The 23,019-nt window shown below is 44.3% G+C and carries 24 protein-coding genes and 1 pseudogene; 12 read left to right on the top strand and 13 right to left on the bottom strand.

What is annotated here, in order from left to right; genetic code table 11:
• The first annotated feature begins 23 nt into the window (after window positions 1-23).
• Complete coding sequence (locus GA520_RS06110; protein WP_163339083.1) at window positions 24-1,607, top strand: cation:proton antiporter family protein; 1,584 nt, start codon at window positions 24-26, stop codon at window positions 1,605-1,607.
• Between the two features lie 170 nt (window positions 1,608-1,777).
• Here the strand turns inward: GA520_RS06110 and GA520_RS06105 are convergent, their stop codons facing one another.
• Window positions 1,778-2,263 carry a hypothetical protein gene (locus tag GA520_RS06105; protein ID WP_163339084.1) on the bottom strand — a complete coding sequence of 162 codons (486 nt, stop codon included), beginning with the start codon at window positions 2,261-2,263 and terminating at the stop codon, window positions 1,778-1,780.
• Between the two features lie 460 nt (window positions 2,264-2,723).
• On the opposite strand from GA520_RS06105, the pseudogene GA520_RS06100 reads away from it, so the two are divergent.
• Window positions 2,724-4,043: pseudogene (locus GA520_RS06100) on the top strand (anaerobic C4-dicarboxylate transporter).
• A 198-nt stretch (window positions 4,044-4,241) separates the two neighbouring features.
• Here GA520_RS06100 and GA520_RS27095 read toward each other — a convergent pair.
• From GA520_RS27095 to GA520_RS06090, 3 genes are all read right to left on the bottom strand, one after another.
• Complete coding sequence (locus GA520_RS27095) at window positions 4,242-4,619, bottom strand: PilZ domain-containing protein (protein WP_370362746.1); 378 nt, start codon at window positions 4,617-4,619, stop codon at window positions 4,242-4,244.
• 561 nt (window positions 4,620-5,180) lie between these two features.
• Complete coding sequence (locus GA520_RS06095) at window positions 5,181-8,759, bottom strand: PAS domain-containing protein (RefSeq protein WP_163339086.1); 3,579 nt, start codon at window positions 8,757-8,759, stop codon at window positions 5,181-5,183.
• Between the two features lie 461 nt (window positions 8,760-9,220).
• The gene (locus tag GA520_RS06090; protein WP_240910196.1) at window positions 9,221-9,619 is read right to left on the bottom strand and encodes a site-specific integrase; all 399 of its coding nucleotides are present in this window, start codon (window positions 9,617-9,619) and stop codon (window positions 9,221-9,223) included.
• Between GA520_RS06090 and GA520_RS06085 the strand changes: the two genes are divergently transcribed.
• Window positions 9,609-9,833, top strand: a complete 225-nt coding sequence (locus tag GA520_RS06085) for a hypothetical protein (RefSeq protein WP_240910197.1) — start codon at window positions 9,609-9,611, stop codon at window positions 9,831-9,833. The genes GA520_RS06090 and GA520_RS06085 overlap by 11 nt on opposite strands.
• Before the next feature lie 419 nt (window positions 9,834-10,252).
• On the opposite strand, the gene GA520_RS06080 is transcribed toward GA520_RS06085, so the two are convergent.
• From GA520_RS06080 to GA520_RS06070, 3 genes are all read right to left on the bottom strand, one after another.
• Entirely contained in the window at window positions 10,253-10,516 is a 264-nt protein-coding gene (locus GA520_RS06080; protein WP_163339087.1) for a hypothetical protein, read from the bottom strand.
• 411 nt (window positions 10,517-10,927) lie between these two features.
• Entirely contained in the window at window positions 10,928-11,401 is a 474-nt protein-coding gene (locus GA520_RS06075; RefSeq protein WP_163339088.1) for a hypothetical protein, read from the bottom strand.
• Window positions 11,402-11,452: 51 nt separating this feature from the next.
• Window positions 11,453-11,746, bottom strand: coding sequence for a hypothetical protein (locus GA520_RS06070; protein ID WP_163339089.1), 294 nt, complete (start codon window positions 11,744-11,746; stop codon window positions 11,453-11,455).
• 116 nt (window positions 11,747-11,862) lie between these two features.
• Between GA520_RS06070 and GA520_RS06065 the strand changes: the two genes are divergently transcribed.
• A complete protein-coding gene (locus GA520_RS06065) occupies window positions 11,863-12,141 on the top strand; it encodes a hypothetical protein (RefSeq protein WP_163339090.1) in 279 nt (92 codons plus the stop codon).
• Here the strand turns inward: GA520_RS06065 and GA520_RS27090 are convergent.
• Window positions 12,068-12,289: a diguanylate cyclase domain-containing protein gene (locus GA520_RS27090; RefSeq protein ID WP_370362745.1), complete on the bottom strand. Its 222-nt coding sequence runs from the start codon at window positions 12,287-12,289 to the stop codon at window positions 12,068-12,070. The two genes, GA520_RS06065 and GA520_RS27090, sit on opposite strands and share 74 nt — an antisense overlap.
• A 498-nt stretch (window positions 12,290-12,787) precedes the next feature.
• Between GA520_RS27090 and GA520_RS06060 the strand changes: the two genes are divergently transcribed.
• Window positions 12,788-13,237 (top strand): pyridoxamine 5'-phosphate oxidase family protein, encoded by a 450-nt coding sequence (locus tag GA520_RS06060; RefSeq protein WP_163339091.1) that lies wholly within the window; start codon window positions 12,788-12,790, stop codon window positions 13,235-13,237.
• Window positions 13,238-13,729: 492 nt separating this feature from the next.
• Window positions 13,730-14,677 (top strand): CsgG/HfaB family protein, encoded by a 948-nt coding sequence (locus GA520_RS06055; RefSeq protein WP_163339092.1) that lies wholly within the window; start codon window positions 13,730-13,732, stop codon window positions 14,675-14,677.
• 140 nt (window positions 14,678-14,817) lie between these two features.
• Here the strand turns inward: GA520_RS06055 and GA520_RS06050 are convergent, their stop codons facing one another.
• Window positions 14,818-15,165 carry a hypothetical protein gene (locus GA520_RS06050; RefSeq protein WP_163339093.1) on the bottom strand — a complete coding sequence of 116 codons (348 nt, stop codon included), beginning with the start codon at window positions 15,163-15,165 and terminating at the stop codon, window positions 14,818-14,820.
• Between the two features lie 406 nt (window positions 15,166-15,571).
• On the opposite strand from GA520_RS06050, the gene GA520_RS06045 reads away from it, so the two are divergent.
• The 3 genes from GA520_RS06045 (at window position 15,572) to GA520_RS06035 (ending at window position 17,179) form a co-directional block, all read left to right on the top strand.
• Complete coding sequence (locus tag GA520_RS06045; protein WP_163339094.1) at window positions 15,572-16,063, top strand: hypothetical protein; 492 nt, start codon at window positions 15,572-15,574, stop codon at window positions 16,061-16,063.
• 304 nt (window positions 16,064-16,367) lie between these two features.
• Complete coding sequence (locus GA520_RS06040) at window positions 16,368-16,700, top strand: hypothetical protein (RefSeq protein WP_163339095.1); 333 nt, start codon at window positions 16,368-16,370, stop codon at window positions 16,698-16,700.
• A complete protein-coding gene (locus GA520_RS06035; RefSeq protein ID WP_205749323.1) occupies window positions 16,667-17,179 on the top strand; it encodes an ATP-binding protein in 513 nt (170 codons plus the stop codon). Before GA520_RS06040 ends, GA520_RS06035 begins: the two co-directional genes overlap by 34 nt.
• Before the next feature lie 45 nt (window positions 17,180-17,224).
• On the opposite strand, the gene GA520_RS06030 is transcribed toward GA520_RS06035, so the two are convergent.
• The 3 genes from GA520_RS06030 to GA520_RS06020 all read right to left on the bottom strand — a co-directional run bounded on the left by GA520_RS06030 (window position 17,225) and on the right by GA520_RS06020 (window position 19,203).
• Entirely contained in the window at window positions 17,225-17,671 is a 447-nt protein-coding gene (locus tag GA520_RS06030) for a hypothetical protein (RefSeq protein ID WP_163339096.1), read from the bottom strand.
• Between the two features lie 363 nt (window positions 17,672-18,034).
• Window positions 18,035-18,607: a TetR/AcrR family transcriptional regulator gene (locus GA520_RS06025; RefSeq protein WP_163339097.1), complete on the bottom strand. Its 573-nt coding sequence runs from the start codon at window positions 18,605-18,607 to the stop codon at window positions 18,035-18,037.
• 170 nt (window positions 18,608-18,777) lie between these two features.
• Window positions 18,778-19,203: a hypothetical protein gene (locus tag GA520_RS06020; RefSeq protein WP_163339098.1), complete on the bottom strand. Its 426-nt coding sequence runs from the start codon at window positions 19,201-19,203 to the stop codon at window positions 18,778-18,780.
• Between the two features lie 131 nt (window positions 19,204-19,334).
• Here GA520_RS06020 and GA520_RS06015 point away from each other — a divergent pair, with 131 nt between their 5' ends.
• The 3 genes from GA520_RS06015 (at window position 19,335) to GA520_RS06005 (ending at window position 21,690) form a co-directional block, all read left to right on the top strand.
• Window positions 19,335-20,294, top strand: coding sequence for a bile acid:sodium symporter (locus GA520_RS06015; protein WP_163339099.1), 960 nt, complete (start codon window positions 19,335-19,337; stop codon window positions 20,292-20,294).
• A gap of 4 nt (window positions 20,295-20,298) precedes the next feature.
• Window positions 20,299-21,159 (top strand): DUF2156 domain-containing protein, encoded by an 861-nt coding sequence (locus tag GA520_RS06010; protein WP_163339100.1) that lies wholly within the window; start codon window positions 20,299-20,301, stop codon window positions 21,157-21,159.
• A 198-nt stretch (window positions 21,160-21,357) separates the two neighbouring features.
• Complete coding sequence (locus GA520_RS06005; protein ID WP_163339101.1) at window positions 21,358-21,690, top strand: hypothetical protein; 333 nt, start codon at window positions 21,358-21,360, stop codon at window positions 21,688-21,690.
• 200 nt (window positions 21,691-21,890) lie between these two features.
• Here GA520_RS06005 and GA520_RS06000 read toward each other — a convergent pair whose 3' ends face one another.
• On the bottom strand, window positions 21,891-22,847 hold the full coding sequence (locus GA520_RS06000) for a succinylglutamate desuccinylase/aspartoacylase family protein (protein WP_163339102.1): 957 nt from the start codon (window positions 22,845-22,847) through the stop codon (window positions 21,891-21,893).
• Window positions 22,848-23,019: the final 172 nt, after the last annotated feature.

The raw sequence follows: 23,019 nt of genomic DNA, 5'->3' as shown, positions 1-23,019 counted from the left end.
TATTTTAAGGAGAGCAACCGCAGATGGAAGCTATCTTTGTCATCGTTGCATTTCTGTTCGGATTTGCCGTACGCCAGGTAGGCCTGCCGCCGCTGGTTGGATTCCTGTGCGCCGGATTTTTCCTGAATTTGCTCGGTATCGAATCTACCGAAATCATCAGGCAATTGGCAGATATTGGCATTCTTCTTATGCTTTTCAGCATTGGCTTAAAGGTCAGGTTGAGTAAGCTGCTCGTACCACAGATTTGGGGAACTGCCGGTCTCCATATGATGACGATCACCTTATTCTTCGGACTCATTCTTTTCATAGCCGGATTATTGGGAATCCCCTATCTGACCGGTCTTTCGTTCTCGACCTATCTCATTCTCGCCTTTGCCCTCAGTTTTTCCAGTACAGTATTTGCTGTCAAGATTCTTGAAGAAAAAGGAGAGATGACGTCCAAACATGGCCGTATTGCTATTGGCATCCTGATCATGCAGGATCTGTTCGCAGTAATCTTCATTACCCTTTCAAGCGGTACGTTGCCTTCTCCATGGGCGCTTGCTCTTTTCCTCCTGCCGCTTCTGAGAAAGCCGCTGGTGGCTATCATGGATCGAAGCGGTCATGGAGAGTTGTTAGTGCTCCTGGCATGTATCCTGCCACTGGCCGGGGCCTACCTGTTTGAACTTGTAGGTTTAAAACCGGACCTGGGAGCACTTGTCTTCGGTGTGATGTTTGCCGGACATACGAAAACCGATGAGCTTGCAAAAGCGATGTTCGGCTTCAAGGACCTCTTCCTGGTCGGTTTTTTCCTGACTATAGGCATGTCCGAATTTCCTGTTTTTCCAATGATTCCCACCGCTTTTTTTCTCGTTCTGCTGGTCCTCGCGAAGGCAGCACTGTTCTATGTGCTGTTGACCCGACTGCAGCTTCGTGCAAGGACCTCGCTTTATACAACGATGACGCTTGCCAACTACAGTGAATTTGGTCTCATTGTCGGTGCCGTTGGGGTCAGCAGCGGCTGGCTGGGGAGCGAGTGGCTGGGGATTATCGCGGTTGCCTTGTCTATCTCAATGATTGCGCTCTCAATATTTTCTCCCCTTGTGCCGATTTGGTACGTGAAATTCAAGCCATTTCTCAAGTCGTTTGAAACCGATGAACGATTGCCGGAAGACCGGGAAATAGATATCGGTGAAGCAACGGTTGCCGTGTTCGGTGTCGGGCGAATCGGCACCGCTGCATATGATCAATTACGCGAACGATATGGCAAGGATGTTATCGGTATAGATTTCGACGAGGTGCGCGTGGCAAGACATCAGGCCCGGGGGCGGCAGGTCATCCAGGGCGATGCCAGTGACGATGACTTCTGGCGGCGGGGTTTTGCTGGAGACAAGCGGTTCAACCTGGTCCTGCTCGCAATGGGGCATGCATCCAATATCAAGGCAGTGAAAAAAATTAAAATACTCTCAAGCAATGAAATTGTAGGTGCTATTTGCGAATATGATGATCAGAAACCGGAACTTGAAAAGGCTGGCGTTGATTATGTTTTCAACGCATACGCTGAAGCGGGAGTCGGATTTTCCGACCATGTGTGTGGTCTGATCAAGGCCCGGGGAATACGCGTATGAAAAACGATAGCTCACCTCCATGATTCTCTCAGCCCGTACTTCACATGAGTATCTTGTTACTTCAGGAATTTTCTCAACTCTAAGGGATAATCAGAAGAGACTCACACAATAGTAACCTCTTTCACTCTCGAATTGGACCACATGCCGCTATATAAGGCGACCGCTTGTCTCTACATTGCGACAAGCAGAATCGATAAAACCATTCCTGCCAGAGCTGTGACAAGTCCCCGTTTAAACAGCCGGGTTCCCGGCCTGTACATCCAAAACGACGATATGGCTAGAAAGAGCAACATTCCTGCAAAGACTACATTAAACAGACTGCGTGCGTCTTTACTGGAAGCAATATGCAGGGTGTTGAGAGCTCTCAGGAGCACTGGTATTTCCTCATTCACATATGTCGCGAGACCGGTTTCCTTGTTATAAGACCCTTTCAAAAAACTGATGACTTTGTCATCCTGATCAACAAGAGTAATGCCTCTTAGATGCAGAGCTTTGCCAAGCTGATCGAACGTAAGGCCAGGTTCAACGTATTTTTGTACGTATGATTCGCTTTTAAGAAACCCCGTATCCCTGTAAGTCAGCACAATACCGCTAATACCGTAGATCACTGTCAATCCGATGACGAAAAAACCAATGTCGCGATGTAAAAATCTCATCCATTTATAAACTCATTTGTTAGTGACAGTTTCCATAATCTTCTCCATTTGCTTTTAGAAAAAAAAGCTTACGAAAGATACGAGAAGTCCAGCAAACTGTATGCCGTTATCAATTGCACTATTATACCCTTGATCTATTGAACTATTTTAACGCTTACCAGGTGTGAGCATCGTGCACGACCGGCTCAATTGATTCTTATGTATACAACCACTCTTCTTGACTGAAAAAAATATATACACCACACAGCGGTAGACTATTGAATTTATTCCTCAATCTGCAACATATGAAGCTTGCATATAGAATCAGGAGTGGTAGTTTTAGTGCCACATGCCGTTCCAGAATTGTCGTTCAAGACGCCTTGATCCAGGCAGAGATGAACGGCTGCCAGATATCGTTGATAAGCGTTCGGATACCATCCGTACTAACAATTTCTCACTGCTTCTATAAGGGAACAAGCCTATGTTTTGGGTACACCTTCTATTACTACTGGTGGTAATATTTATCGGTATCAGATACGGCGGAGTTGCTTTTGGACTACTAGGTGGCCTAGGTGTCTCTGTCCTTGTATTTGTTTTCGGAATTGCCCCGGGTACTCCGCCAGTCAGTGTGATGTTGATTATACTGGCTGTCGTTGCCGCATCAGCAACTCTTGAAGCCACGGGAGGACTCGACCTTTTAGTCAGGCATGCTGAGCGGTTCTTACGGCGATATCCTAACATGATCGTATATCTGGGTCCGATATGTACATATTCACTTACGGTCCTTGTTGGGACAGGACACTCCGTTTATCCACTCCTGCCAGTCATATATGACGTAGCATACAAGAAAGGAATTCGCCCGGAACGCCCCCTCGCGGTATCAACAATAGCGAGTCAGATGGGTATCACAGGCAGCCCAATAGCTGCCGCTGCAGCTGTGGTTTTGGCAACAGCGGCTGATAATCAGTTGGATATCGGACTGATTGACATACTTTAAATCACAATTCCAGCCACGTTCATCGGCGTAATGGCAGCAGCAACCTTCAGCCTCAAACGGGGAAAAGACCTTGACAAGGACCAGATATACCTCAAAAGAATGGAAGATCCTGAGTTCAGGCTGGAAGCATCAGGCGGTCATGAAATGGGCGAGACAACGGAGATAAAAAACACGGCAGCTCGGGGCCTGCTGGTTTTTCTTCTTGGTATTTTGAGTGTTATAATCCTTGCCCTCTTATCGAAAAAACTTCTGCCTGAAGGTGTCGGCATGTCCGTTGCCATTCAGTTTATGATGCTCTCTGTAGGGGCCATCATTCTTCTCTGCACAAACATCAAGCCCAAAGACATCAGCCACTCAAGTGTTTTTATCGCCGGAATGACTGCCGTTATCACAATTTTCGGTATCGCATGGCTCAGTGATACCATTATCGGATATCACAAAGAATATCTAGTGGGGCTGGTGAGCGGGATGGTGAATGTTTATCCATGGACGTTTGCAATTGCCATGTTTTTCGTTTCAATATTCCTTAAAAGCCAGGCAGCTGTGCTCACTATAATGATGCCTCTGGGCTTCTCACTGGGGATTGACCACGACGTACTTCTTGGTGTACTGCCGTCCTGCTATGCCTATTTTTTCTTTCCATTTTATCCCAGCGACCTTGCGGCCATCAGTTTTGATAGGTCCGGAACAACAGCGATCGGCAAGTACGTTCTCAACCATAGTTTTATGCTGCCCGGCTTTATCGGTGTTGGCACCGCAACGGTAATCGGCTATTGTCTCACAGTCTTTATATTTCCTGGTTAGAAGAACGATAATGTCGTGCGCTTTTCCGTTTCGTTAGGAGCTGGTTTGTCATGAGTAAACCAGCCCCGTCGTTTCCCCAGTTATAATCTCCGGCAACAGGCACTGGAAAAGTGGTTCCGACCACGAGGCAAGTTATGCCATCCAAAGCTGGCTTCTGAATCTAATTCCTTATGCCATGAGACTGGTAATAATACAAAATTACAGGGGAAGAGATCTGTTAATGCGATAATCCTTTTCGAAGACAATAGCGACACGGCCTGATTTTTCTCTACGAATCACCTTCCCTCGGAAAAGAAATTCAACCTCATCTTGGCCAAATAATTTTTGCTGATGTTGTACCCTAATGCCTATCCTTAAATTTGTATTATCTGGGATTTGGGTTGTGGAGCTGACCAAGGCTCCTCCGCAACTAAGATCATGAATAAATAGTTTATAAACAGAAGGGGGCCTTGTTGCGCTCTCACATGTGAAAGTTGCAGATTTCAATAAGGCGTAACGAGTGAATTTCCTATTTTCACGATTAGAACTAAGCACTGGCCTGAACTCCCAAATTGAACAGAAAATGTCTGAGGTCATATTAGGTGGCATGCTAAATTTTATCAATCTGGCGCAGCATGGTCAATGCCGCATTTTTTTGTCATAAAGCATATTGTGCGCAACCTGTTAGCATCACATTATATTGTTTTTTTCAAAAGATCGCATAATTGAACTTGGGCCAAACCAAATATCGATAAACCGGATTGTCAATCGGCCGGAGATATACCAGCTTTTCCTTGCCGCATTGTAAGCAGCAGCAGATATCGATGCAGAGTAAGCGAAGCATCATATCCTGAACCGTTAGTCCCGCAGTTTCCTGTGCATACTTTATGGATGTCTCCTGAGAGGCTACAGAGCCTATTCTCTGAACCGATTACTGAGGCAAATACTACCGAATAAAGCCATGTTTTTTGAAGTAAAAACTGAGGAAACAATGAAAATATAACAGCCATATATGAAAAGGAAAATAATATTTTGTTACGTATACAAGAACTATGTTGACCTGCGGTTAGAGTAAAAAACGCAGACCTTCGATGTGGCAATACTAATGGCCTGTCTCGATAGTCGCTGAAATTATCAGTGATGAAGGTTCTATGCTGATCATGTTTCTTCATCGAGCACCTTCCTGATAAGATCAGCAAGATCCTTTTTCGCCAGTGGCTTCATGGCAAACCCTTTAATTCCGTAAATTTTTGCCTTTTCTTCTGAAATCTGATTGCTGAAACCTGTGCAGAGAATGATCGGCAGTTTTGGTCGTAGCTGCAGTATACGACGTGCCAGGTCACTGCCAGTCATGCCTGGCATTGTCTGATCTGTGATGATCAAGTCGAAGCGGTCCGGTTGATTTTGTAAAATTCTCAGGGCTTGGATGCTGCTTGTCTCTACTGTCACCTTATAACCAAGGCGCTCAAGCATAGTCTTACCCATTTCCGCAAGCATCTCCTCATCGTCAATGAAAAGAATACGCTCATTACCAGGTTTGATTAATTCTAAAGGTGCCATTTCGGCAACTGGTGGAGTCATGCCTGCATAGATTGGAAGGTACACATAAAAAGTTGTGCCTTCGCTCGGTGAACTTTTACAGGAAATAAAACCGCCGGATTTTTTTGCTATGCCATGGATAATAGCAAGCCCCATCCCCGTTCCTTTACCTATCTCTTTGGTAGTAAAGAAAGGATCAAAAATTTTGTCCATGATTTCCGGCTTTATTCCTGGGCCTGTATCTCTTACTGAGATTTCTACAAAGGTGCCAGGCTGAACATGCGGTGCGTGGACTAACTCGGAAAGGGTAAATGATTTGTTTTTTAATGAAATATTGAGAGTGCCGCCTGTTTTTTCCATGGCGTGGAAAGCATTAGTGCATAGGTTGGTTAATATCTGATGGATCTGGGTTGGATCCGCCAGAGTCAGTCCCGCCTCTGGATCAATATCTTGCTGAAGGTCAATGGTCGTAGGTAATGAAGACCGTAGCATTTTCACAGCTTCTTTTATGATTAAAGCAGGTTGCAGGGGTACCTCCTCTGTCTCTGTTTGGTGACTAAAGGCGAGAATCTGCCTGACAAGCTCTTTCGCTCTTAGGCTTGCCTCGACAACTCTGTCCATATCACGTCTCATCGTCGATCCTGGAGGGCAATCCTCCTGCACCATCTCTGCATAACCAAGGATTGACCCGAGAATATTGTTGAAATCATGTGCAATTCCTCCTGCAAGTGTGCCAATGGCCTCCATTTTTTGGGCTTGCTGCAAATGGGTCGCCATTTCAGCAGCTTCTTGCTGTGCAGTTTTCCTGTCGATTAGAAGTTGAACATTCCTCATAAAAGCCAGCACCTGCTCTTCATCGTCCTTAAGATATTCAGTTTCTTTATTTGCAACCGCTACAACTGAAATAACTTTATCCTCTTTAATATAGGGCACGACCATTAATCGAGTTAGCTGGACGTGACCGCCAGGCACTCCTTTCTTGCCTGGAAGATCAGAACTCAAATCATTTATTGTTAAAATCTTTTTTTCTTTGACTGCTTCAGCCCATATGCCTGCCCTATCAATGGAAAAGTGAATCGTATTTGCTTTTGTTCGGCAATCTTCCATAGTCTCTTGAGACCAGGCATGTAAAATCATGTCATTTTCATTTTCATTAAGAAAACCATAAAATGCATATTGACTTTGTGTCATTTTTTGGACTTCTACCAAAACATGATCGCTGATTGTTTTTGTATCAGAGTCGGAAATTTTTGTTATGTTCCAGAGACTTTCAAGACGTTCTTTTAATCTGTTTGATTTTTCTTTTATTTGCCTGCGCTCTGTAACATCGACATGTGTTCCCACTATTCTCACTGCTTTGCCGTTATGATCAAAAATGGCAGTTGCCCTGGAAAGGATATCAACCCAATGGCCATCTTTGTGTTTCATTCTGAATTCCATTTCAAAACGATCTCGAACCTTATTAATAAGCTCCTGCTGCATCTCCCATGATCGCTTGACATCTACTGGTTCAGTGAGTTTTTCCCATACAGAAAAATCGTTTGGTAGTTCATCATTTCCATAGCCAAGCATGCTTTTCCAGCCAGGAGAATAATAAATTTTATTTGTAACAAGGTCCCAATCATAAATACCATCCCGAGAAGCGGTCATTGCCAATTCAAACCGTTGCTGACTTCTCTTAAGGGCCTCTTCCATCTCTTTGCGATCAGTTATGTCTGTTGCAAAACCAGACATTCTAATGGGCTCTCCATTTTTATCTTCTAATGTAGCAGCCTGTGCATTGATAATTCGCCAATCACCTGAAAATCCTTTTACCCTATATTCATGTTCATATCGTTTCCCACGTTCTAATGCTTTTAAAGTTACGTTTTCAGCTTCCTGTAAATCATCTGGATGAACACGTTCTTTCCATGCGTCAAACGTACCGGTAAATGTACCAGGCTCAAGTCCAAAAATCTTTTGCATCTGTTCATCCCAAACCACCTCATCCGTTTTGACATCCCATGTCCATGTCCCGGCTTTAGCAGCATCAAGGGACAAACGAAGTGCTTTATCTTTCTCCTCGAGTAAAGCTTGTGTTTTTTTCTGCTCAGTGATATCCAGCGCTATGGTGTTCCAGATAACTGCACCGTCGTCCTGTTGGAAGGGAAATCCACGGATGTAAAGCCATTTTACCCTGTCACCGGGCAACTGGATTCGGTGCTCCTGCTGCCACAGAGAAAGATTTTCAGCGGACGTCCTTATGGATTTCATGTAGCCTTCTAGATCATCCCTGTGGATTCGATCCCATAGCAGTTTGTTGTTGTTATAGGCGTCTTCCTGTGAAACTTCAAAGATATCCTCAACGCTTTTACTTATATAAAGCAGTTCATCGTTTCCATTTGGATCAAGTTTGTATTTGAGCACAAGTCCTGGTACATTTTCAGCCAGGGTTCGAAATTTCTGTTCGCTGACTGCTAGCTCCTCTTCGATCCTTTTTTGTTCGGTAATATCAACAACTGCTGTAATGAAATAAAGAGGAACGCCGTTACTGTCTCTTTGAAGTCTGGTATTGACATCCCCCCATACAATAGAACCATTTTTGTGAATATATCGTTTTGTAAATCGAACAAAATGTTTTTCGTCTGATATTACCGAATCCATAGTATTTTGAGAAAGCTCCAGGTCGCCTGGATGGGTAATATCTTGCCATTTGAAGTTTCGAAATTCATCCTGTGAATATCCCAACATTTGAGCTAAAGCATTATTCGCCTGCATTTCTCCGGAAATATAGGTTATGGTCTTTCCAATCGGCGAATGGTCAAACAGGTGTCTGAATTTCCCCTCGCTCTCACGAAGTGTTTCCTCTACTTTTTTCTGCTTGGTAATGTCTTGTGCCGATCCGAGCAGTTTTACCACCTTACCGTCGCTATCCAGTCTGGGCTTGCCAAAAGACCGGATATACCGTTCTTCGCCGGTGTCCTGGCGAAGAATGCGGTGTTCAATCTCGTAATTGGACCCTTCGGTGACGGCCCTGTCAAAAGCCAGTTCAATATCAGATCTGTCATCCGGATGAGCGATCGGGAGTAAGTCCGCTGATTTTAGATGACCGCCTGAGCATCCATGTATGCGGAGCCAATTGTCTGAAAAAGTCCAAACATCCGTGTCAATGTCCCATGCCCAGCCACCGACACCTGCCAGTTTTTCAGTCTCTTCCATAATTGCAAGTAGGGAATCTTTTTCGAAACCATCATCCCTGTTTTTATTCTCATTAGACATTGGTCTTTCCTGGTCTTTCCTACTATGAAGTCAGCGTTGAATCGTTATAATGACTTGTATTGTTGGTAAACTGATCAATCCCTCAGTATAGCACAGGTATTCATTAGAAAACAAACAACTATGGTTACTGCCTGACGTTATCTGGTAGAGCCAATTGGTGATATTATTTTGGAGTACGCCCGATTCCCGACACCATCTCCGAAATAAACGCGAGAAAGGAAGTGTAATAGTAACTTTCCACGTCGAAATTATGTCGGCTAATCAAGTTCCGTCTTAATAGCACTTGGTCGTTTAGCACAACCTTACCGACTCCAGTCCTAAACACCCCAGAGTGTAAGGATATTTGAGGTGTTTCCTGTTGACCACAGGGCGAGAAACAGCCCCCGCCCTGATACGATCACCTACCCATACAGTGTTTCGATCCACCTGATGGCCTCCTTATCGTTGACCTTGCTGAGATACCGCGGGGTTGTGGTGAGGTCGGCATGGCGAAGAATGACCTTGCTGACGATCTCAATAGGCATCCCTGACCGGGAAGCATATGTAGCAGCATGACGCCTGAGATCGTGAGGCTTCAACTCGATACCAACAAGCTGTCCAGCCTTCTTTACCATTGACCAGGCGGCGACATAAGAGATGGGAAAGATTCGGTCGTTCTGGTTAACGCCGGTGGCTTGGATATACTTACTTAACCTTCCCAGGATTTTTCGTGGAACATAAACCGTCTCTGTTATTCTCCCACTCTTGGGATTCTGAATTGCCAGTGAACACTCCTGAACATCGTCTGGCGTGAGATTCAATACCTCTCCGCCCCCTCCTCATGCCTCCCTTTGCCATAAGTTCCAGCATAAGGTGGTTACGCTTGTTTGTCGTCCGGAAGATAATCTCATCAATCGTGTCCTTATCAACGATCTGCCACTGACTGGGGGAGGACGCTTGAAGATCTTTTTGATGACTGTAGTATTGCAGGGATTGGCCAGGGACGGCAGATCTGTGTTGATGCTGAAGTTGTAAAAAGATGATAGGACAGAATAGCGATTTCTCTTCGTCGCCTGTTTGTTGTCCTTGGTCAAGGTCAGAAGGAAATCCAACACTTCTTCCTGGGATATGCTGGCTAATTCACGATCACAGAACCGAGCTGCAAACTTGAATAAGACTAAGTCACTGGTCTTGACCTAAATTTTTTTTTCGAGCTGGACTGGTGATACTGTAGATGGAAATCGATTGCCTGTGAGACTTTCATAATACACCTCCTGTGGTTGGGGTTCAGGGCATAAGTGCCTTGACCAATTATACCTCAGGAGGTGAATCACTTGAATGGCCCGGGCCACCTGCACAGGAACCATTTCAATTAAGCGTCCCTGGTCTCCGCTTTACACTGCCAAATGTAATCCTCCTATACGCGCAAAGACTACAACAGCCGCTGCTAGCTGCTACAGGTGCTGCTCCAGGAACGAGGCGGCAATCAGCAGAAGAGGCAGCACCAGATATCCAGGGCCATCGATAAAAAAGTTTTTTAATAGTGCCCCTCGGCTGTGACTCAGATATGAGAAGAAAAAACGCAGACTGTAGTTATTATTTCTTTTGGCTTGCCATAGATACAGGCTGAAAATAAAACCAAGAACAAAGAAGAGGATTCCTGCAAGCCTCTTCTGATTCAATAGTATAGATTGTTCCAGCAATACACCATCAAGCATTTTTACTTCGTCCTTCCCTTCAGAGAACCAAACAGTCAGCCCTGGATGTTTGGTTGGGTCAAGCGGTTAAAATAGTCACCCCTAAGGCTCAAAAAAATGTTTCTTTATATTCCATCATCATGAGAAAAGAACAATAAAATAGTACAACGTGAAAGAACACTTCGCGGCAATGGAATAATGTGCATAAAAAAGCACTGTACCGTTGCCAGCATCGTGCCTTTCGCTTGAGAGAGTTGCGAGAGTGTCTGGATAAAAGACGCGTGAACATGTACCGGTTTGAGTGGATCATTCCGTCATATCTTTTGCACCATCTTTCGTAAAATGGAGCAATTTTTGACCTTCTGGTTGAAAAAGGCAATATCCCACCATTCTTCCGACAATAACAACCTCTGTGAACAAGTTGCTGAACGTTCAGGGTCCGGTTTTGTGCAAAGGTATGGCTGGAAGAAAACCAAGCCCATTTTTCAGGTGAATTGCCTGAAATAAGAAAAAACAACCAACTACTATAAAGCCCATAGGCCAAATAACATAATACAATAAATTATTTACAATCGCCCTTTGACTTTCAGCCTTTTTATAAATGATACTTAATGCTTCTCCCTTCTGTGGTTTGGTGAACCAATGAGTTTTAGCTTTGCTTCTGAACTCATGGATTTTCCCCAAAGCATCCTCATATCGAATAAGAGGTCTTCCCCCCAGAACTGTAGTGGTAGCTGGATGTTCAATTACTCCGAAAATCTCAACTCCCATTAATCGAAAGTCCACGTAATAATAAAGTTTGCTGCAACCTGTGATTACCATCATAACGCCCACAAGAAGGTGAAATACTCGCAAGATGGTCGAGTTCATATTAAGTGATGAGAAGGTAAACTTTTTGTTCTTCATACTATCTCCACAAGTTAGATGGATAAACCATCTGAAAGTCTTACTTCAATTTCATGGACTGATAAGTTCGTAAGGGTATGCCTCCCATTCCAAGATTTGAGCTTGTATTTTTTCGTCAAGTTCTTCAAATTTCTCTTTCTTGAGCACATTTTGCCGAAATGTTGTCCACCAATTTACTAATTCAACCGGTCCCATTCGTTCTCTTGCTTTCATCATTGCTGTAGTTTTTAAGCGATCTATCCTTTGCTGCAAATCCGCCTGCAACCATCTTTTAAATAGCTGCTGCTCCTCGCTCCCCGGCTTGGTAACAACACAAGCGGCGAGTTTCCAATTGTCATAACTCATTTAGGCACCGAGCAAGATGATATTTTCTGATCTGCCTTAGTAGCGGTTAAGATTTTCCAACTGAGCTTTCTAACAAATAAATTGATCGCAATTTAAGACGATAAAAGTTAAAAAATTTGGCTCTTGATGCTGATGGTGACGGTAAAGAATGTCTTGCAGAAGTCATTCGTGCGTTGCAATTGATATCAGGACTAACGGGTGAAGAGAATAGTGATCAAACGTGCTCTGGAAAGAGAAATAATGACGGCGATAGTTTTACTGACTTTGATGATTTGATCTCTTTTTTTCGTGTGCCATACACGGTGTCGTTTGACACCATGGTTAGACCTTTGCCAGCTTTATTGTTAAACCTGGTTCTTTCTTTGCCTCATACATTGCCGCGTCTGCCTGTTTGACAAGTGAATTTGCATCATAGTCGTTTTCTGGCAAAAATATTGCGATTCCCATACTACACGAGATGCCTGAATCTTCAGTCCTTTTCCTAATCGTTTCACACAATTTATTACAAACCTGCTTAGCTTTTTCTACGCTGCTTTCCGGCAATATTAAACAAAATTCATTTCCACCATATCTGGCTGCAATATCTGTTTCCTTTTCACGATCCCTAACAGTAAAACCTTACTCCGACCTGCTCATCACATACCCTTCCACACATACCTGATCATAAGCGTTTTCCACCATATTACGACCCACACAAGATCGCCAGCCAGTTTCTTGGTAGAAACCAGACAGCTTCCTTTTTCATATTCACCGGTCAAATTTTATTTTTTACGTATTCCAACACTTGTTGATAGAGCACTATTTTCATCTCTGACTCAGAAGTAACATAGACTCAACGCACTTTTATAGACGCAACGCACTTTTGATTTCCTTCATTCCTGCAAAACTACTGTTCTCTTGCTTACTGTACCCTCCAAATACTCCATAACAAGTCCTTTATGGGGATAAAGTTGTCTGGTATGTATAAAAGAATACGGATTTTTACAAATAAACGAGGCGACACGTCTCATACCCTCGAAAAAAAGGAAACCAGTGCAAAAAATGCGAAGAGCTGACAAAGGTCTATCAGACCAGGAAACAAAAGACCTTCTTGTTCAGGGAGACTACGGTATTCTCTCTACTGTCGGTCCAGATGGACAGCCGTATGGTGTCCCTCTTAACTATGTGTACAAAAACGATGGCATCTATTTTCATTGTGCCACTATTGGACAGAAGCTCGACAACATCTCAGCTGAGAAACGTGTATCGTTCTGCGTCGTTGGCAATGTACAGGTCCTGCCGAAAGAGTTTTCGACCAGATATGAAAGTGCAATCGTCTTTGGCCCTGCACAAGAAATCTCAGGAAATGAGCGATTCGATGCCCTGATATGGTTGCTGGAAAAATACAGCCCGGATTTTCTCGAAACCGGACGGGAGTATATCAAAAAACACGATAAGGCCACCAAGGTAATCAAAATTACCATTGAGCAATTGAATGGGAAGGCTGCATAATAGCCTACCCTCTTCAAGAGATAGTATGATTTGCATCAATAAGCACATCTGTCTGATAATTATAGTGATGTGGGGCAACACTTCCAAATCGTGATATTGGGCTACAATCCGGACGAGCGGATTGCTTACAGAAATTGGAGAACTCTCAGCAAGAGACTTAAGCTGACCACCAATATTTGTATCAGGATGGATAATGATATCACCAAACCGACCCCCTTACCCGCATCATCACGGTGACATCCTGTCACGACACACGAATTAACAACCTGTTTTCAATAACAATAACAACCCTATCTCAGCAGCAATCATATGCGCATATATTCCTAACTGACCCCTAAATCGCACAACGAAGCCTCTCAATCACACCTCCTCTTCTGTAAATCTTCAGGGTAAATTCTTTGATTTATCATTTCAGGTAATGTAACTTTAAATTAAGCATTTACGAAATGACGGTTGCACATTTTCTATTAATAGCGATCTCTGGAGGAATATATGAACGTACAGGTCTTCCGAATTATTCTTGTCTGTGTTTTGATTGCAATTCAGAGTAAAAATGTGGTTGCGGCAGACACCATTCCCCCCCCTCCTGAAGGAAATTTACGGTACTCAATCACTGTCACAAAATTTAAGAACGAATCGAGCTGGCGTGGCCAATGGAACCTTGGTGATGGCTTTGAAACGATTATGACAAATGTTTTACAGCAGTCTGGCTGGTTTATCGTGCTAGGTGATTCCGGAATGAGAAAGGAAGCCATGGCAGAGCAGGACCTTGCAGCCAGTGGTCGAACCGCAAGTGGGAAAAAATCCGCCAAAATAGGAAGGATGACTCCTGCCCAATTGCTTGTTCGTGGTTCTGTTACTCACGTCCAGAATGACACCGCCAGTGGCGGTGGGGGATTAAATTTTGCAGGAATTTCTATAGGTGGTTCAGGTGGAAAAGCTGAAATTAATATAACCATTTACTTAGTTGACTCAGAAACTGGTCAGGTAAAAGCGTCAAAAGATATTGTCGGAACCTCAGGAAAAAAAGGATTTAAGATTGGCTACCATGGTTCGGATCTGGGTGGGCTTACCGGTAGTGCTGGTGGACAAAAGACAGATAATATGGGCAAGGCTGCTGAGGATGCAGTTGGGCAGGCAGTCCAGTTCCTGATCCAACAACTGGATTCTATTCCCTGGGAGGGGTCGGTTGTTTTAGTAAAAGACGGCAAGATTATCATCAACCGCGGATCGCGTGAAGGTATCACCATCGGAACCGAGTTCAAGGTTGGCGGGGTGGAAGAACTGGTCGACCCTGATACCGGAGAAGTACTAGACTCTGAAATGACTGAGGTCGGAACAATCAAGGTGAATAGGGTCAAAGAAAAAATAGCCTACTGCTCACCCATGTCCGGCGGCGAAAAGATCAAGAAAGGGATGACGATATTTACAATGAAATAAATACGGCATCATAATATACCTGCTCTGGGTTTCCGGCTTCCCTGCTGCCGGGAATCCAGAGTTCTCACTGTACATTATCCTCTCACTCAGCCTCCACGTATTACATCTAGCTTTTGTTCCCCCCCCGCAAGTAATGAAAATTAATCGGTTAAAATAACTGTATTGGCACGTTCAAGAGCACCGCGACGTGCCTTCATGTAGGCTTTTACTTCACCCATAACTTCCCGGGCAGCATCCTGTGCGAGGGTATGGGATGTATAGCTGCCGCTTCCATCGTGCACCAGAAGCTGCTTGAGCCTCTGGCCAGGGTTATTTGGGTCGCTACAGTCTCCATCCTGGATTTTATAAATAGATTCTATGGAGACAGTCAGAAATCCACTTTTACCATTACAATCAATGGTTTCAAAAACAACTTTATATGGCTCTGCATAACAACGCCCCATACCCGCAAGAGACATGAACAGTACCGCTAATATGATCTGTTTCACGGCTAAACCTCAATTGATTGGAATTATAAAGAATTAGTACACCACAACTTATTTTATAACAATCTTATACAACTATGCAATGCCCCTCCTGAGTATTGTTCTCAACTGCTCGTTCCAGGTGTGGGTCAAGTATTGGGTATTTGCCATGAATATCTTTTGAAAAACGTTTTTTTAACATCTCAAACGGTATGAATAAACCTCTCACATTTCTTACCGCTAATGAACGTCAGGACATCTGAAACTTTTCGACCGTTATATAACAGGCACGTATATGAACTGATCAAATAAGAATTTTTCATGGTGCTCTTTATTGAGGATGATATTCTGGTAGGGTAATTGCTATAAAAATAGCACAACCCTCAGTTCAAATACTATCAGAAGAAGAGAGACCGTAAGGAAGTTGTAAATGACGTTTGAATCAGACCAACATGATACAAAGCAACCAGTTAAATCTTCAATTAATAGACTCCATTCTAAAAATATCTTTTGGGCCGATATCTTTGTTACATCTAAACTTTTATCCATAGAATATCAACAACATACCTGTGGTAAAGATTTTCACATGTCTCAATCTCGACCAAAATATTTAATTTCAGAATGGAAACGTAATAGCTCCGGCATAATCCCTCTCTTTTTGTTGCTCTTGCTTTTTTCTCTTCCAAACTGCTTGGCCGCAGAGCACGACGTGTCTGGGGGCGATCGCAAACTCAAGATACTCACCTCCTTTTCTCCCACTTTTTACTCACCTTTCATTGACGCATACCAAAAAAACAATCCTCACGTCCAGCTAAAGATATTAAACAAAAAAACGACCTCGGCCATTACCGAGATAGAGAGAGGAAACTTACGTAATTTCGATTTGTTCTGGTCATCTTCTCCAGAAGCATTCGCAGTTTAGAAAAAGACAGGGAAACTCATTGAGTCAGGGTACAACCCTGACTATTTGCCCATAAACGGTTCAAGGGATCTATATGGCAATATCGACGGCTATTTTTATAATTTTGCACTCTCCAGTGTTGGTTTTATGTGGAATGAAAAAGTGCTTTAAAAAATGGTGCTGAAAAACCAACCAACCTGCAGGATCTGAAAGATTCCCGCTTTTACGGACAGCTCGCAATCTCAACCCCATCCAGGTCAGGAACCAATCACTTCATTGTAGAAAGCCTGCTTCAGGGAATGGGCTCGGAGGAGGGGTGGAGCGAATGGCCAAGATGATCAACCACCTGAAGACATTCACAAGATTCCAGCCGAACAGTCTTTCTACCGTCAATATACATGAGAGTATTGACAGGGCCATTGAACTACTCAGCGACAGACTGGAGGCAGGTGGCGTCTCTGTTTCACGTCAAGAAGATGGGAGCAATGCAATAGTATATGCCGACAATGCACGGCTCAAACAAGTTTTTGTCAATGTCTTGAGCAATGCCATTGACGCGGCAAAAGAGAACAGGCAGGCCCCCCGGAGGTTGCAATTGTCATTAACCAAAATGGTCACGAAACAATGGTGTCTGTTACAGACAACGGCTACGGTATAAACACAGAGCCAACAACAATGGTATTCGATCCTTTTTATACAACAAAAGAGGTCGGCAAAGGACTGGGGCTCGGCTTATCTATTGCCTATAATATAACTAAAAGATTCGGAGGCAGGATGACCGTGCAGAACGGAGAAAACGGCGGAGCCTGTTTTCCTATTATTGTCTCCGATTATGGCTTTTGTAGCCGTCTGGTCCCACTCCGTTGTGCTATTTGTGTTTTCGTCACAAGGTCTCTGGAAAGATTGCTCATTGACCATGGTCTGCCTCCCCTGCCGTTGGTTCCTGTATCTAGCTCCAAGGCTATCGTAGGCGCCGTGATCGGCATGGGTTTATTAAAAGGTGGCAGATTGATCAAATGGAAGGTGGTCGGTGGAATTACCTGCGGATGGGTAACAACGCCACTGATTGCAGGTGTTGTAAGCTTTGTCTGTCTCTTTATTGCCCAGAATGTATTTTTACAGCAAGTGTTTTTATAAAAACGTACATACCTCTGTACCTGCCAAAGGTACGATGACTCCAGCTTATTTCCCCGTACTCCAGAACCTTTTCCCCTCCTGCCTGCCAATATACGGCGCAGGGCGTACCGGCCTACGCACAGGTACAATCACATGACGCGGATAACAATTGGTCCTGTACCGGTCGCTGTAAATGAGCATTGAACCACCTGACTGGACATAGACAGTTTCGGAATCACACTTCCCCCGCGGATATGGATAAGCTGTTTCCCTGTTGATGATAATTATTGGCTGGTTATCCTGTTCTATCCGGCGACGCCTCTGCTCATATTCCCTGAGGTACGCCTGATTATCAATATGGCTGTTCCAGTTATCGTCCTCACCGGTTTCAGTTCCCGACTGGGAACTATCGATAATAGTCAGCTGTTCCCCTGCAAAAGACCAGGAAGACAGATTACAAAGGAATAGCACAAACAACACCAGTTGATAGAAATGAAATAATAAAGGTCTCATAAGCCCCCTCCTTTTCCTCAGATCCTCAATGCACCACTTCCTTCATATCCCTTCTGACGAATATAAGTATTTATGAATAAACTGCCAAAGTGGGTTTTACGCCTCCCCCCATTCTCCGGTTATCAGGAAATAGGTAATGAACACCGTGCCGGTTAAAAAAAGTGCCCTCCCCTTCAAAAAAGATGAGAGTTTGAATGAACACCACGATTGGGCCGATAGTCGTTCCATGAGTTTTTAATAAAAGAGCTCCTGACCGATATTTTAAATTAATGATCGTACATTTAATTCAAGTAAATTTTAAATGATTATCCACCTGACTCCTTCAAATACTCGATCAAACATGCCTCCATTACAACCCATAAGTTACAGCCGCAAAGCATCCCACGCCATGCGAAAAGCACTTTCTATATTTTCTTCAGTGGGCTCAAAAGATTTGCAATGATGGGGGTTGGCAAGTACGAGGATAGGATGAAACAGGAAGGCACCAAGAATATCAAGATCGACATCTTTTATGATTTTTTGTTCAATCCCTTTTTTGATTATTCGAATCAGCGGTGCATATGCCGTCTCAACCTGGACTCGATCAACCAGCTCACTGTAAGGAGAATTGGCAAACTGTTCAGCATAGCGGAATTCCTCCCGATTGGAGGAAACATAGGAGAAGGTGTTTCGCCACACTCTGTGCAAAATATCGTGAAGCGGCTTCTCTTCATCCAGACCGGCTAAAATTGCCACGCTCATGCTCATTTTAATTTCGATGTAGGTGGACACCAGCAGGTCCTCCTTGTTCTTAAAATATACATACAGTGTTGCCGGAGATACAGATGCCTCCTTAGCTATCTTGGAGACCGAACTTGAAGCAAAACCAATCTCATTCACTATTTTTAGTGTAGCCAGAAAGAGCGCTTCCTGTTTTTTATCATCACGTGTTCTCATACTCTCTATATTTAATGTTCATTCATTTATGTCAACCATTTTCTCAAATATATCCCCCGATATGACTATAAAAATTCGATCGTCGCAGATGCTCGTATCAGTCATGACTATCATGATGAACCACAAAGGGGGATCTAACAAGCACGAGGAATGGCACGCCAGGGTTTTTTTCAGGCGACCTTGTCAGCAGGCAACTCCATGGTTTCCCCACCTACAGTCAGTACGGTCCAGCCGCCATCCTTATCCTGGGCTTTCACCAGACACTCAAGCCGCTTTCCGCTTTTGAGGTCAACATAACATTCCCGGCTATGATCAAGGGTTACAACTGTCTGGAACTCCTTTGTTTCTGCAATATCACGAAACCTTTTCGATGCCTCCTCCATCTTCTGTATCTGCTCGTACATTGCAGGGTCGGCATCCTTAATAGATTCCTTGGCGGTTTCTATTTTATTTTTGAGTTCAACAATGGTCTTGATAACTTCTTCCATCTCGGCTTCTTTCCCGGCGGGAATAGAGGCAAGGATGCTTTTATGCAGCTCCATATCTTTTTCAAGGAATGAGATTTTCTGAAGTATTTGCTCAACCGTTTGGCTCATTTTTGTCTCCGTTAAAGTTTATACTTTTATTCAGGGACAAAATAATAGACGAATTAGCTCACGTAGACTACTGTTACCTCACTTTTTGTGAAAAAATTTCCCTCATTATCCTTCTTCAATTCGGTGAAGTTTTGCTGCAGAAACTTAAAAAAAACTGGTTCATGATTGGCCTTCTCGGCACAACCGCTGCAACGGTCGCTGATAGTTCCGGACTTCTGGTAATACCGGGCCTCTGGCTCAAAGAGCATAATGGTCCCGATAGTATTATTATACTTATCTTCTTTTTTTCCGGCCTGGCTCTCAATACCAGCCAAATCCGGGCGGGCTTCAAAGATTATATAGGAACAATTACCGCCCTCTTTTTAATATTTATCATCTCCCCACTACTCGCCTTGCTGTTTAGCATGCTCCCTCTCTCAACAGGCCTGCTGCTTGGACTCTTTCTGGTCGCTGTCATGCCTTGTACTCTCAGTAGCGGTGTAGTCATGACAGACGCGGCCGGTGGCAATATGGCCCATGCCCTGTTGATAACCATCGTCAGTAACAGTCTCGCAGTTGTAACCATACCGCTTTCTCTGGCCCTGCTGTTGTCATTTACCGGCGATACCCGGGTTATTGAAGTAGACCAGTTACCCATTATGATCAAGATAGCAACGCTGGTCTTATTGCCCCTGATTGTCGGAATACTGGTCAGAAACAGGATGACTGACACTGTTCGCCCATTACTGCCTTATACCTCAATACTCAACCAGGTCGGGATACTTATTGTAGTCTGGATGGCTACCTGCAAGGGGAGAGAGGCAATTGTTGATTCCCTTGATGCCATAGCCCCTGTTCTTGGTGTGACCTTTTTCTTCCATCTTGCCATTATGACCGCCGGACTCCTGCTTGTACGCGCTTTCACTATAGAAAAAGGACGGCGTGAAAGTGTGATCCTCATGGGAGGCCAGAAGACCCTGCCCCTCAGTCTGATCCTGCAGGTATCCCTTTTCCCTGAGTATGGTATTGCCCTCGTAGTCTGTGTACTCCACCACATTATCCATCTGGCCATGGATTCGTTTCTTGTTCAATATCTCAAGAAGAAGGAATAGAACTATGAATCTGATCCCGCCCTATCCTGCTTCGTCCTCCATTACCCTTGAACATCGTCCCTTCGTTCATGACCTGCTGCGAACTTTACCTGATGGTATCTCCGAATTCAGCTTCGCCAACCTGTACCTGTTTCGCCATAACCATAATTACAGGTTGACGACATTAGCCGATGGTAGTTTTGCTATCCTCGGCAAAGACAAGAACGCTCCATTTTTCATGATCCCTCAATCACTTCCGGATCAGTCAATACTCGCCCTGCTCTTTCTAGAGCATACAACGATGAAATGCGTATCCAAGAAGCAAAAAAAAAGCCTGGAGGCACTGGGCTATCGAACTATTGAGGACAGAGATAACTTCGATTACCTCTACCGGAGAGAGGATTTATCGGACCTGCGTGGACGAAGGTATCATAAGAAAAGAAACCTCATCAAGGCCTTTGTAAAAGCCCATGAGTTTACCGCCGAACCGTTATTAGACGAACACATTCCCGCTGCAATCGAAATACTTGATACCTGGCGCCGAGGCCAATCGGAAGATGGAGACTATACTGCTGCCAGGGAAGGTCTTGAGAAATCCTGGGAGCTTCAACTCTGCGGCGGCATCTATTTTGTTGGCAACAAACCCGTCGGCTACAGTCTTGGCGAAGAAATTGCTGACGGTTCGAGTTTTGTCATCCATTTTGAAAAAGGTGTTCCTGGTTACAAAGGTCTCTTCCAGTTCATCAACCAATCTTTTGCGGCAATCCTGCCAGAATTTTACCAGACCATCAACCGTGAACAGGATCTGGGTGATCCCGGTCTTCGCCAGGCAAAACACAGTTACAAACCAACTGGTTATGTTTATAAATATAGGGCCTTCGACTAACCCACCACCACACTGTTACATCAAATTGATACATTCCATCATTATTATCATAGTGACAGCCATTCTCAATGTATTACTATTTTGAAATATATTTCCGTTTTTTGAAGTCGTGATTTGCCAGGCCCACCCCTGATCTTTTCATGTTTTTTCAGTAAATTATCGACGTCTGTCGATCCAGGTACAAAGGTAGCCGTAGCAATGATGTTTCAACCACTTGATTATTACCAGCCGAGAACACTCCCCAAAACCGTAGAAGAAGTTGTTGAAATCCTCTACAAAGATCTGCTTTTACGAGACAGGGTTGTAATGTCCACCCTCTCCGAAGACGAGCTTGGTTCCACTGTTTATCTGGCCATGGCTAAAAGTATACGCAAAGAATTCGGACTCTATAACGGCAACGACCAACTCATTTCTTCATGCCAATCATATCTGGGCCGTGACTATGACCGTTATGAAGACCTCGCTATGGTTATTGTTAAGGAATTGTGGAAGAAAATACGAAAGTCCCACCACCTTCGCTTAGTCGGATAAAAGGCTGCATATAGATCCCCCCTTCTCCCCACCCCAAGTCCCCACAGATGTGGTGTGCTTTATTTACGTCTGCTTTTTTGGTACAAATCTATCTCTTGCCTGATGAGAACTGAATGTCTTGTACCGTAAGAGCTCCAGCACGTTTTCACGAAAGATCAGAGCAGCAGCAACAACTGTAGAAGCAGGAAATTCTATATAGTTCAGATGGGTACCCGTTCAATTCCCACCCGGAAAAGACCTGTACCCTGCCCGACATACTGGTTATGTGACCTTCCAAGGATAGTACAATGCAGGGGAGCCTCCACCCGATACGTTGTGGACAACAGAGGATCGATAATCTCGGCAAGTATATCACCCGCTTGCACTACATCTCCGAGACAGGCTTTAGCGATAAAAATCCCTTCTCTCTCAGAGCGTATCCAGCCACCTCCATAATACACACGCTGAAATTCAGGGTCAAACGGCGGCACTGCGGTCATTTCTATTGACCCAAGCAAGGCTTGAAGGGCCTCTACTCCCAGCAGTACCTTTTCTGGTTCAACACCTTGTGAACCGCCGATTTCCATCACGAGGGCCGGTATACCCGAAAGTGAGGAAGCCTCCCGAAGACTACCACGTGGTGGATTACTTTGAATAATCGATAGGCGGCTGAACCCTGAAGAAAGTACCTCATTCTGTTTTATCGACAGGTCAACACGAAGTTGCGGTAGATTTTCCCTGCCAGACGACCCTGTATGGACATCGATTACCGCATCGCAATGTGAAATCACTTCTGTAAAAAGAGTGTACGCCATTTGCTGACAGCACGTACCGTTCTGATCACCCGGAAAACTCCGGTTCAGATCCCCTACCCCATCAACATATCTTGTCTTGTGATGATATCCGTCCTGGTTAACAACGGGAACAGCTACAATGACACCGCAGAATATCTCCGGGTCAATCCCCTGCATCAATTGCCGGATTATCTCAATGCCATTGAGCTCATCGCCATGAAGGGCGGCTGTCAAACACAGAACCGGACCTGGGTTCCTGCCGTTTATAATTTCTACCGAGGTTGAATGACCGCCGATCTTGCCGAGGTCAAGCTGGATGGTGCAGCGTGTTGCGGGCCTGATGTGGGTATTGAGTAATTCAAAAGAACCGACATTGATGGTCACTACAGTGTATCCGGATACATATTCGGCTCCTTGCAGGAGTTATTAGGGGGGCAAGTATCTATTGCTGCATGGCAAGAGACAACAAAGGCAGCGCTACATAATTCCGCTCAAGTCAACGACCAAATCAGAACCACATCTGCACTGCCTTTTTTATTACGACGTACGTCGGGAG

It is taken from the genome of Desulfopila sp. IMCC35008, assembly GCF_010646885.2.
Taxonomy (GTDB): Bacteria; Desulfobacterota; Desulfobulbia; order Desulfobulbales; family Desulfocapsaceae; genus Desulfopila.
This window is presented reverse-complemented; position numbering and strand designations above follow the sequence as displayed.

What these genes read in the sequence shown, in the direction of transcription:
- GA520_RS06110 (WP_163339083.1), top strand. Translation starts at nt 24, where the DNA reads ATGGAAGCTATCTTTGTCATCGTTGCATTTCTGTTCGGATTTGCCGTA.
- GA520_RS06105 (WP_163339084.1), bottom strand. Translation starts at nt 2,263, where the DNA reads ATGAGATTTTTACATCGCGACATTGGTTTTTTCGTCATCGGATTGACA.
- GA520_RS27095 (WP_370362746.1), bottom strand. Translation starts at nt 4,619, where the DNA reads ATGACCTCAGACATTTTCTGTTCAATTTGGGAGTTCAGGCCAGTGCTT.
- GA520_RS06095 (WP_163339086.1), bottom strand. Translation starts at nt 8,759, where the DNA reads ATGGAAGAGACTGAAAAACTGGCAGGTGTCGGTGGCTGGGCATGGGAC.
- GA520_RS06080 (WP_163339087.1), bottom strand. Translation starts at nt 10,516, where the DNA reads ATGCTTGATGGTGTATTGCTGGAACAATCTATACTATTGAATCAGAAG.
- GA520_RS06075 (WP_163339088.1), bottom strand. Translation starts at nt 11,401, where the DNA reads ATGAAGAACAAAAAGTTTACCTTCTCATCACTTAATATGAACTCGACC.
- GA520_RS06070 (WP_163339089.1), bottom strand. Translation starts at nt 11,746, where the DNA reads ATGAGTTATGACAATTGGAAACTCGCCGCTTGTGTTGTTACCAAGCCG.
- GA520_RS06060 (WP_163339091.1), top strand. Translation starts at nt 12,788, where the DNA reads ATGCGAAGAGCTGACAAAGGTCTATCAGACCAGGAAACAAAAGACCTT.
- GA520_RS06055 (WP_163339092.1), top strand. Translation starts at nt 13,730, where the DNA reads ATGAACGTACAGGTCTTCCGAATTATTCTTGTCTGTGTTTTGATTGCA.
- GA520_RS06045 (WP_163339094.1), top strand. Translation starts at nt 15,572, where the DNA reads ATGACGTTTGAATCAGACCAACATGATACAAAGCAACCAGTTAAATCT.
- GA520_RS06040 (WP_163339095.1), top strand. Translation starts at nt 16,368, where the DNA reads ATGGCCAAGATGATCAACCACCTGAAGACATTCACAAGATTCCAGCCG.
- GA520_RS06035 (WP_205749323.1), top strand. Translation starts at nt 16,667, where the DNA reads ATGGTGTCTGTTACAGACAACGGCTACGGTATAAACACAGAGCCAACA.
- GA520_RS06030 (WP_163339096.1), bottom strand. Translation starts at nt 17,671, where the DNA reads ATGAGACCTTTATTATTTCATTTCTATCAACTGGTGTTGTTTGTGCTA.
- GA520_RS06025 (WP_163339097.1), bottom strand. Translation starts at nt 18,607, where the DNA reads ATGAGAACACGTGATGATAAAAAACAGGAAGCGCTCTTTCTGGCTACA.
- GA520_RS06020 (WP_163339098.1), bottom strand. Translation starts at nt 19,203, where the DNA reads ATGAGCCAAACGGTTGAGCAAATACTTCAGAAAATCTCATTCCTTGAA.
- GA520_RS06010 (WP_163339100.1), top strand. Translation starts at nt 20,299, where the DNA reads ATGAATCTGATCCCGCCCTATCCTGCTTCGTCCTCCATTACCCTTGAA.
- GA520_RS06005 (WP_163339101.1), top strand. Translation starts at nt 21,358, where the DNA reads ATGATGTTTCAACCACTTGATTATTACCAGCCGAGAACACTCCCCAAA.